The sequence below is a fragment of the Streptomyces sp. CBMA156 genome (genome assembly GCF_014596515.1).
Lineage (GTDB): Bacteria > Actinomycetota > Actinomycetes > Streptomycetales > Streptomycetaceae > Kitasatospora.
The window spans coordinates 21,882-31,218 of the sequence record NZ_MSJQ01000279.1; the positions used below are offsets into that span (position 1 = coordinate 21,882).

The window sequence follows — 9,337 nt, forward strand, 5'->3', positions numbered from 1 at the left end:
CCGTCGGCGGACCTGCGGCCGGTCGGTGTGCTCTGCCCGCACGGGCTCCCCACCCTCCCACGAGCCGAGAGGTTCCCCTGATGGCGACCACGGACAGCCCGGACCCGCTGGCCCGGCCCGGTTCCCTCCCAGCCCCGAGTTCACCACGGTGGTCACTGACGCCGACCGCGCTCGTCCGCCAGGCCGGGTTCCCGCTCGAACTGCTCTCCGGCCTGGTCGACGAGGGCGCCGACGCCCAGGCCCGTGCCCTGCTCGACCGGCACACCGCGCTGCTGGAGTCGGCGGCCGCGGCCAAGGAGGAGCTGAAGCGCTCCCCGGTGGCCCTCAGCGGGCCCGTCGTCAACGCGATCGGCAACTCGACCGGCATGCTGCGGCCGCTGACCGAGCCCGACCTGGCGGCGGCGCTGCGCGAACTCGGCCCCCGCAGCGGCCCGTTGGCCGCCTTCCAGGAGGCCGTCACGGAACTGCGGCGCAGCTGCCGGGAGTTCACCGAGGCCCACGCGGAGCGACTGTGGGCGGGCCGGCTGGCCGTCGCCGGGGCCTTCGCCGACGAGCGGCTCAGGGACGTCCTGCTGCTGTCGAACGACGCCGCCGCGCCCCAGTTCCTCGCCTGGCTGGACGCCTTCGACCCCACGGTGACCGGGCGCCGGCGCGCCCACGCCCAGAAGATGACCGACCTGCTGACGATGTACCTCCAGCGCGTCACCATGAAGAACGAGACCCACTCGCACTTCGGGCCGCTGAACGTCGCCCGGGTCGGCGGCGAGGGGATGCTCGACTGGACGAGCGGATCCGCCGTCCGGCGCCGCGCCTACGTCAGTCACTGGGCGGCGGCCCGGCTGGCCAGGAAGCTCGGCGAGGACCCCGCGCTGCGCGGACTCGTCCGGCCCCGGCGGCTGCCGCTCGCCCTCCTCGGCCCGGGCGGCGCCGATCCCGGCCGGGGCGACGGCGACCGAGGAGTCGTCGACCTCTACTCGTGCGGGGTGGAGGCGGCCCCGGGCGTCGACTGGCGGTTCGACCGGATCGGCGGGTTCGCCGTCGATCCGCCGCAGGAGTGGCTGCTGCGCCACTGTGACGGCGTCCGTACGGCCGAGGAACTGGCCGCCGAGTGGAACGCGCGGTTCGGGCCCTCCGGCTGCTCCACCGACGACGGCTCCGGGTTCGACAAGGCGCTGGCGGACCTCGCCGACCGCGGCCTGGTCACCGCGTGGCCCGAGGTGCCCGTCGGCGACCCGCGGCCGCTCGTCGCACTGCGCGGACAGCTCCTCGCCGCCGGCGCCGGGGACCACCCCGCGATGGAGTGGATAACCGGCCTGGAGACCGCCGTCGCCGCCTTCACCGAGGCCCCGTACCCCGAGCGGCCGGCCGCGCTCGCCGCCCTCAAGGCCCGCTTCGAGGAGCTCACCGCCGGCCCGGCGAACCGCTTCGGCGGCCACCACTACGCCGACCGCAGCGTGGTGTGGGAGGAGGCCCACGGCGAGCTCGACGGCCTGCGGATCGGCTCCGGGCTCGCCGACGTCCTCAGCGAGGAGCTGGCGTTCGTCTACGAGATCGCCCTCGCGGCCCCCCGCCTGCGGCTGCGGCTGGAGACCGGCCTCCTCACCCGCTGGTTCCGCGACCGCTTCGGCCCGGACCGGCCCGTGCCGCTGGCCGACTTCTACCGCGCGTTCGTCGAGGACCGCGAGCGACTCGCCCTGCGCTGCGCCGAGGTGACCGTCGAGGTGGACCGGCTGCGGGCCACCGTGGCCGGCCACCTGCTCGGCGCCGCCGGTCCCGGGGCCCGCGAGGTGGTCGTCCCCGACCGGGCCGTCCGCGAACTCAGGGCCGTGCTCCCCCGCGAGCCCGCCGCCTTCTGCAACCCGGACGTACTGCTCGCCGCGAGCGGGCCCGAGGCCCTGGCGGCAGGCGAACTCCAGGTCGTCGTCGGAGAGTTGCACGCCGGCCGGGACCTGCTGACGCACAGCAGCATGTCCGTCCAGGCCGCCGAGCGCTCCCCCCGGCTCGCCGAGGAGGTGTACGCCCACTACCGGACCCTGGTGGACGAGGACGAACTCCTGGTGGACGTGCTGCGCGGCCACCAGGACAAGACCGCCTCCCAGCAGCGCTTCCCCGGCCCGGATCTGGAGATCCTCGGCCGCTCGCCGAAGGACCGCGCCGACGTCCTGCACCCCTCGGACCTCCACCTGGTGCTCGACGGCGACCGGCTGGAGCTGCGCGCCGAGGGCCGGCCCGGACGGCTGCGACTGCTCGCTCCCCCGGCCGGCGGCTACACCCTCATGGACGACCCGCTGGCGCCCTTCGCGTTCCCCCGGCTGCACGGCGGCAACGGCCTGGAACTCGACGGGCTCCCGCACGTGCCGCGGATCCGCCACGGGCGCACCGTCCTGCAACGCGAGCTGTGGCGGGTGCCCGCCTCCGAGCTGCGCGGCTGGTCACCCACCGGCAGCCCGGTGAAGGCCGACGACGCGGCCGAGTACCTCACCGTCTGCCGGCTGCGGGCCCGGTACGGGTGGCCCCGCCGGGTGTTCGCGAAGCTGCCCGGCCAGCCCAAGCCCGTCTACGTGGACTGGGACGCCCCCCTGATCGTCCGGCAGTTCTTCCGGCTGGTGCGCGGGGTCGAGGGGACGGTGGTGATCTCCGAGCTGCTGCCGACCGCCGAGCAGCGCTGGCTGCGGGTGAACGGGGCCTCGTACACCAGCGAGCTGCGCTACGCCGTGTTCGCCGGGCCCGCGGCGGCCTCCGCCGCGAGCGGTGCCGGGGCAGCCGACGGGCAACCGGCATGAGCCGGCCCCCGGGGAGCGAGACCGCCTACCGGCGGCTGCTCACGGCCTCGACCGTCTCCGCGCTGGGCGACGGCGTGCGCTTCTCGGCCCTGCCGCTGCTCGCCGCCGCCCTGCTCGACTCCCCGTTCGCGGTGAGCCTGGTGACGGCCGCCTCCACCCTGCCCTGGCTGCTGCTCAGCCTCCCGGCCGGCGCCCTCGCGGACCGCTGGGACCGGCGGGCGCTGATGGTCGCGGCCGACCTGCTGCGGGCCGGCGCGCTCGCCGTCGCCGTGCTCCTGCTGCTGAGCGACGCGCTGCACCTGTGGCCCCTGGTCGCGGTCGCGCTGACGCTCGGCATCGGCGAGGTCCTGTTCGACTGCGCGTCGTTCGCCGTGCTGCCCGCGCTGGTGACGGCCGAACGCCTGCCGGCCGCGAACGGGCGGCTGTTCACCTCCCAGACGCTCAGCCGGGACATGGTCGGGCACGTCCTCGGCGGCTGGCTCTTCGGGCTCGGCCAGTTCGTACCGCTGCTGGTCAACGCCGTCTCGTTCCTGCTGTCCGCCGGCTTCCTCAGCGGCCTTCCGGCCAGCCGGTCGAGCCGTCCCGACGCCCCCCGCAAGCTGCGCCAGGAGATCGCCGAGGGCATCGCCTTCGTCGCCCGCGACCGCCTGATGCGGGCGCTCACGCTCGCCGCGGGACTCGTCAACGCCGTCTACCTCGGGCAGATCGCGATCTTCGTGCTGCTGATCAGGGAGGTGCTGCACGCCCCCGCGTCCAGCTACGGCCTGTTCGTCGCCGCCTCGGCGCTCGGCGGCGTGCTGGGCGGCGCGGTCGCCGACCGGATCACCCGCCGGCTGGGCCGCGCCCGCGCGCTCGCCGGCGCCCTCGCGGTGGTCACCGCCTGCGGCCCCGCCATCGCGGCCACCACCAGCCCGTGGGTCGTCGGCGCCGCCAACTTCGGCTCAGGGGCCGCCATCATGGTCTGGAACGTGGTGGCCGTCTCCGTACGCCAATCCCTGGTACCCGAGGAGCTGTTGGGGCGCTCCATCGGCGTCTACCGGCTCTTCGCCTGGGGCACGATGCCGCTCGGCGCCGCCCTCTACGGCCTGCTCGCCGACCTCTGGGGCACCCGCGCCGCGTTCCTCGCCGGCAGCCTCCTGGCGGTGGCCGCCCTAGTGCTCGTCGTCCCCGCCCTGCTGGCCGAGGCCCGGCTCGCCCGGGCCACCCCGGCCGCGCCCGCCGACGACCGATCGTCGAATTCCCAGTCCTGCGATGACCTGCGATGACCCGCGATGAAGGGACAGTTGTGATCCTTGTGGAGAATGAGGCCGCCCTGGTCGGCATGGCGGTGTTCCGCGCCGCCGCCGCGGTCAGGAACCGGACCGTCGTGACCGCCGGCGGGGAGCGCCATCCCGTCTCCCCGGTGTCGGGCGGGTTCGTCGCGCTGCGGCCCCGCGGATTCGAGCAGGACCTGACCGCCTCGCTCGGCGCCCTCGGCTGGGGCCGTCCGGTCGCCTTCGTCGGGGACCGGTGGGGGCTGGCCGGGTTCGCCGCCGCGGCCACCGAGTCCGCCCTGCTGGAGGCACCGCCCGGGGCCGGCCCGGCCGGGGTGTCCTTCGTGATGCCCGACGCGTTCCTCGCCCGCAGGAGGACCGCCATCGAACGCCGGCTGGAACGATGTCGCCCGAGGCCCCAGGGTTCCGTCCAGACCGTCCGGGCCATCGGCGTCGGCCCCTGGACCGTCACCGACACCCGTGACGCCGTCCGGGCCCTGGAGGACGTCGAGGACATCGTCATGTCGGACTGGACGTACGCCAACACCTTCCCGCTGCTGCCGGACCACGACCGGCTGACCGCGCACGTCCTCCCGTACGAGTTCGGCGACTTCGACGCCAACATCCACCACGTGGACGACGCGCTGCGCGGCCTCCACGAGAAGGGCGTCGACCGGGTCGGCCTGCTCATCGAGGGGAACCCGGACACCTACGACGTCCTGGACGGCCTGCCCGTCACCAACCGGGAGATCGAGGTGACCCCCGGCGTGCCGATCGGCCTGCTCGCCGCCTCCCGCAACGCCGACCGCTTCCGCACCGACCCGTTCGGGCGCTCCTTCGCCTACTTCTCCGGCCTGCACAGCCGGCACAAGCTCCCGGCCGAGCAGTTCCTCGGCGAACTCACCTGCTACCTCGCCGCCGGCATCACCTGCGTGCTGGTCGAGATGTACAAGGGTGACGTCGAACTCGCCCTGCGGGCCGCCCGGTTGAGCGGACGTCCGGCCACCGCCGTGCTGATGAGCGACTACTTCTCCGGTTCGGAGAAGACCCTCGTCCTGAACCGGCCGGACGCCGCGGCGGCCCGCAGCGCCGCCGAGGCCACCCGGGGCGGCCTGTGCACCATGCTGATCACCGACGAGGAACTGCGATGACTCCCGAGCCGACGCCCGGCCCCGCCACCCCCGCTGTTCTTCCCGCCGTCCTGTTCGACGCCGCCGACACCCTCGTCGAACTCGCGCCCGCGATACCCGAGCTGCTCACCACCGCCTGGCTCGGCGCCGCCGGCGCCCCCGACCCGGCGGCCGTCCGCCAGGCGCTGTGGGCCATCGGCTCCGAAGGGGACTGGCCCGACGACGAACCCGACCCCGGACGGCGGCACGCCATGTGGAGCCGGTTCTGCCGCGAGGCCCTGCGCAGGGCCGGGGGAAGCGACTCGGCCGAGGCGGCCGACCGCGCGGCCCGGCACATCCTCGACCCGGCCCGGTACCGCGCCTACCCCGACGCCGTGCCCTGCCTGCGGGCGCTGCGCGCGGCCGGCCACCGGCTCGCCCTGGTCTCCAACTTCGACCGGTGGCTGCGCGACATCCTCGACGGCACCGGCCTCTCCGGGCTCTTCGACACCGTCGTCATCAGCAGCGAGGTCGGCCTGGAGAAGCCCGGCCCCGGGATCTTCGCCCTCGCCTGCGAGCGCCTCGGCCGCCCGCCGCAGGAGTGCGTCTTCGTCGGCGACTCGGTCGTCATCGACGTCGAGGGAGCCCGGGGGGCGGGTCTGCACCCCGTCCTGCTCGACCGCTACGCTCGCTTCCCCGACTTCACCGGACCGCGCGTCACCACCCTGGACGGCTTCGCCGCCCTCGCCGCCCGGCTCCCGATCCCCGCAGGAAGGACCGTCCAGTGACGACCGACTCCCAGCACGGAGAGCTGGACACCCGTCGGGTGGCCGTCCGGGTGGCCGAGGAGCGGGGGCTCGAACTCCTCGGCCTCGCCGGGGAGGGCGTGGACTTCGCCGTCCACCGCGCCCGCTGCGCCACCCACGGCGAGGTCGCCCTGCGCATCCCCCGGCACCGGGTCTACTCCGCGCCCTACGGCGAGGTCGACGCCGGCGACCTGGTGCGCCAGGAGCACGAGATCGCCCGGCTCCTCACCGCCCGGGGCCTTCCCGCCGCGCCCGCGCTCGAACTGATCACCCTGGGGGACGGTCTGGTCGTCTCCCTCGCGGGCTACGTGGAGCACGACGGGCTGCCCGTCGCCCCGAAGGAGGTCGGGGCCTTCCTGGCCGCTCTCCACCGGCTGGAGCCGCCGACCGTCAAGCTCGCCTACCAGGAGCCGGGGGACTTCCCGTCCTTCCTCACCAGGCGGCTGACGACCCGGCACGCGCACCTGCGCGACCTCGCCGCCGACCTGCCCGGACTTCCCGGTCCCGGGGAGATCCGCGCGGTCCTCGAAGCCGAACCTGACGACCCGCGCCTGCTGCACCTGGACGTCCGCCGGCAGAACCTGCTCGGCAGCGGGGGCCGGCTCAGCGCTGTCGTCGACTGGTCCAACGCCCTGGTCGGCCCCGTCCTGATGGAACTGGCCCGGGTCGCCGAGTACGCCAGGCTGGCGGACAACGGCATCGACGCGGACGGCATCCTGGCCGGCTACGCCGACTCCGCCGACCTGCCCGACCTGCACTCCCGGGCGGCCCTGCTGCACCGGCTCGACACCACCGTGATGCTGGCCCTGGTCTTCCACTCGGTGGCGCCCGACCCGGCCCGCGCCGCCGACCTGGTCGCCCGCTCCCGCCACCTGCTGGAGCTGCTCAGGGGCTGATCCCGCCCCGGCGCACAGGACCGGACCGCCGCCCCCTGCCCGGGGACGGCGGTCCGGTCGCCGCGGTGTCCGCTACGAACCGCCGTGGACCCCGAACTCCCGGCAGACGGCGGCCAGGGCCTCCGCCGGATCGGCGGTGCTGGTACGGCCGGCACCCTCCACGACGAACGGCGGCTGCCCGTGCCCGCCGGAATCGATCTGGACCCGCCCGGCCCGGGAGCCGACGCCGAGGAAGTACACGTTGTCGTCATCGCCCGGACGCGTCACGCGCAACCGCTCGACCCCGAGGCCGGGGAGCAGCCGCCGGGCGCCGTCGAGAACCTCGTCCAGCGGCCCACCGCTGCGGTCGGCGGGGCCCCATTCCCCGACCGGAATCACCTGTCCACTCATGGCGTGCATCCTCCCACCCGAGACGGCGCCCGTGGTGATCCGTTACATCATCCGAATGGCCCAGCAGGGACAGTAGGTCGACACCGGGCGCCCTAGCGTTCGTAGCGCAGCGGACGGGCCTTCGAAGGAGTGAGGATCATGAGCGACGACCGGATCCACGCCGACCTCGACGAGCTGGCCGAGGCCGTCGGGCCCCGGGTCGTCGAGTGGCGCCACCACCTCCACCGGAATCCGGAGCTGTCCAACCGGGAGGCCGACACCGCGAAGCTGATCGCGGCTCACCTGACGGAACTGGACCTCGACGAGGTCCGTACCGGCATCTCCGGACACGGCGTGGTCGGGCTCCTCCGGGGTGGCGCGCCCGGCGACCGCGTCGTGGCCCTGCGCGCCGACATCGACGCGCTTCCGGTCAAGGAGGACAGCGGCGAGAGCTTCGCCTCCACGGTCGTGGACGAGGACTACCCCGGCGGCCCGTTCCCGGTCTCGCACGCCTGCGGCCACGACGGGCACACCGCGATGCTGATGGGGGCCGCCACGGTGCTCGCCGGCGTCCGCGAGCGGCTGCCCGGCACGGTGCTGTTCGTCTTCCAGCCCGCCGAGGAGGGCGCTCCGGTCGGCGAGACGTCGGGGGCGAGGGAGATGATCGCGCAGGGCGCGTGCGACGACCCGGTGCCGACGATGGCGTTCGGCATGCACCTCGGCCCGCTGCCCACCGGACACGTCGGTTACCGGGTCGGCAACCAGTTCGGCGCGTCCTGCCTGGTCAGGATCGTGCTGACGGGCGAGCAGGTGCACGGCTCCACCCCGTGGATGGGCGTCGACCCGGTGCCCGCCGCGGGCGCGATCATGGTCGGGATCGGGCAGCTGTACCGGCAGGTCTCCGCGTACGACCCGGTCACCGTCACCATCGGCCACGTGGAGGACGTCGGCCGCTTCAACATCGTGCCCGGGACGATCACGCTGTGGGGCACGATCCGGTGCGCGGTGGAGGAGGACATGGGCGACGTCCGTAAGCGGCTCGCCACGATGGCGGAGCACACCGCCGCCGCCTACCACTGCACCGCCGCGGTCGAGTACCTCCAGGACGTGCCCGCCGTCCACAACCGCAGGGAGTGGATCGACGCGGTCCTGCCGACCGTCGAGCGCGTCGTCGGCGCCGGCCGGGCGTTCGAGTCACCGCCGACCCTCGGGTACGACGACGTCTCGGAGTTCGTCAACAGGTACGGCGGCGTGTACGTGATGCTCGGCGCCCAGGACAGCACGCTGACCGACGACGGGCGCATCGTGCCCACCCCCGGCGGGCGCGGGCTGGTCCCCAACCACAATCCGCGCTTCTACCTCGACGATTCGGCCCTGGCGACGGGCGTCCGGCTGCACTGCAACGTCGCCTGGGACCACCTGAGCGGGAGGATCGCTCCCGGCCGGTGAGACGGGAGCGGGGTGGCCGTCCTCCCGGTGCGGGCGGACGGCCACCCCGCACGGGGCCCGGTTCCGGTCAGGTCTTGGTCCAGGCGGCCTCGCGCAGCAGCCGCAGGCCGTTGAGGCCGACGATGACGGTCGAGCCCTCGTGGCCGAGCACGCCCAGCGGCAGCGGGAGGGTGGCGACCAGGTCCCAGACCACCAGGACGGTGATGAACGCCGAGGCGATCACCAGGTTCTGCACCACGAACGACCTCGCCCGCCGGGAGAGCGCCACCACGGCCGGGACGGTGGCGAGTTCGTCGCGGACGATCACCGCGTCGGCGGTCTCCAGGGCCAGGTCGGAGCCGGCCCGGCCCATCGCGATGCCGGCGTGGGCGGCGGCCAGCGCGGGCGCGTCGTTGACGCCGTCACCGACCACCAGCACCTTGCGCCCGGCCGCCTCCTGCTCCCGGACGGCGGCGACCTTGTCCTGCGGCAGCAGCCCGGCCCGGACGTCGGCGATGCCGACCTCGGCGGCCAGGTGGGCGGCGGCGCGGGGGTTGTCGCCGGTGAGCAGCAGGGGCGTGCGGCCGGTCAGTCCGGTCAGCGCGGTGACGGTGGCGGCGGCGTCCGGGCGCAGCCGGTCGGCGATGCCGAGCACGCCGACCGGGACGCCGTCCGCCTCGACCAGGACGGCGG

At 74.7% G+C, this 9,337-nt stretch carries 8 protein-coding genes; 6 read left to right on the top strand and 2 right to left on the bottom strand.

Annotated elements, in window-relative coordinates:
- Positions 1–80 precede the first annotated feature (80 nt).
- Genes BU198_RS23765 through BU198_RS23785 form a run of 5 tightly spaced genes read left to right on the top strand, consistent with a single transcriptional unit; the run spans position 81 to position 6,847 of the window.
- Positions 81–2,783, top strand: coding sequence for a lantibiotic dehydratase (locus tag BU198_RS23765; RefSeq protein ID WP_188298898.1), 2,703 nt, complete (start codon positions 81–83; stop codon positions 2,781–2,783).
- Positions 2,780–4,048 (top strand): MFS transporter, encoded by a 1,269-nt coding sequence (locus tag BU198_RS23770; protein WP_188298899.1) that lies wholly within the window; start codon positions 2,780–2,782, stop codon positions 4,046–4,048. The genes BU198_RS23765 and BU198_RS23770 overlap by 4 nt, the downstream gene beginning before the upstream one ends.
- Before the next feature lie 29 nt (positions 4,049–4,077).
- Positions 4,078–5,187 (top strand): hypothetical protein, encoded by a 1,110-nt coding sequence (locus BU198_RS23775; protein ID WP_188298900.1) that lies wholly within the window; start codon positions 4,078–4,080, stop codon positions 5,185–5,187.
- Positions 5,184–5,933, top strand: coding sequence for an HAD family hydrolase (locus BU198_RS23780; RefSeq protein WP_188298901.1), 750 nt, complete (start codon positions 5,184–5,186; stop codon positions 5,931–5,933). The genes BU198_RS23775 and BU198_RS23780 overlap by 4 nt, the downstream gene beginning before the upstream one ends.
- A complete protein-coding gene (locus BU198_RS23785) occupies positions 5,930–6,847 on the top strand; it encodes a phosphotransferase family protein (protein ID WP_188298902.1) in 918 nt (305 codons plus the stop codon). Before BU198_RS23780 ends, BU198_RS23785 begins: the two co-directional genes overlap by 4 nt.
- A gap of 72 nt (positions 6,848–6,919) precedes the next feature.
- Here BU198_RS23785 and BU198_RS23790 read toward each other — a convergent pair whose 3' ends face one another.
- Positions 6,920–7,237: a hypothetical protein gene (locus tag BU198_RS23790; RefSeq protein WP_188298903.1), complete on the bottom strand. Its 318-nt coding sequence runs from the start codon at positions 7,235–7,237 to the stop codon at positions 6,920–6,922.
- 138 nt (positions 7,238–7,375) lie between these two features.
- Between BU198_RS23790 and BU198_RS23795 the strand changes: the two genes are divergently transcribed.
- Positions 7,376–8,665, top strand: coding sequence for a M20 family metallopeptidase (locus BU198_RS23795; RefSeq protein WP_188298904.1), 1,290 nt, complete (start codon positions 7,376–7,378; stop codon positions 8,663–8,665).
- Positions 8,666–8,732: 67 nt separating this feature from the next.
- Here the strand turns inward: BU198_RS23795 and BU198_RS23800 are convergent.
- Positions 8,733–9,337 (bottom strand): HAD-IC family P-type ATPase (locus tag BU198_RS23800; RefSeq protein ID WP_223244849.1); only part of this gene is annotated, 605 nt, incomplete at its 5' end.

Coding starts and splice junctions, on each gene's coding strand:
- BU198_RS23780 (WP_188298901.1), top strand. CDS start 5,184: ATGACTCCCGAGCCGACGCCCGGCCCCGCCACCCCCGCTGTTCTTCCC.
- BU198_RS23795 (WP_188298904.1), top strand. CDS start 7,376: ATGAGCGACGACCGGATCCACGCCGACCTCGACGAGCTGGCCGAGGCC.
- BU198_RS23765 (WP_188298898.1), top strand. CDS start 81: ATGGCGACCACGGACAGCCCGGACCCGCTGGCCCGGCCCGGTTCCCTC.
- BU198_RS23790 (WP_188298903.1), bottom strand. CDS start 7,237: ATGAGTGGACAGGTGATTCCGGTCGGGGAATGGGGCCCCGCCGACCGC.
- BU198_RS23770 (WP_188298899.1), top strand. CDS start 2,780: ATGAGCCGGCCCCCGGGGAGCGAGACCGCCTACCGGCGGCTGCTCACG.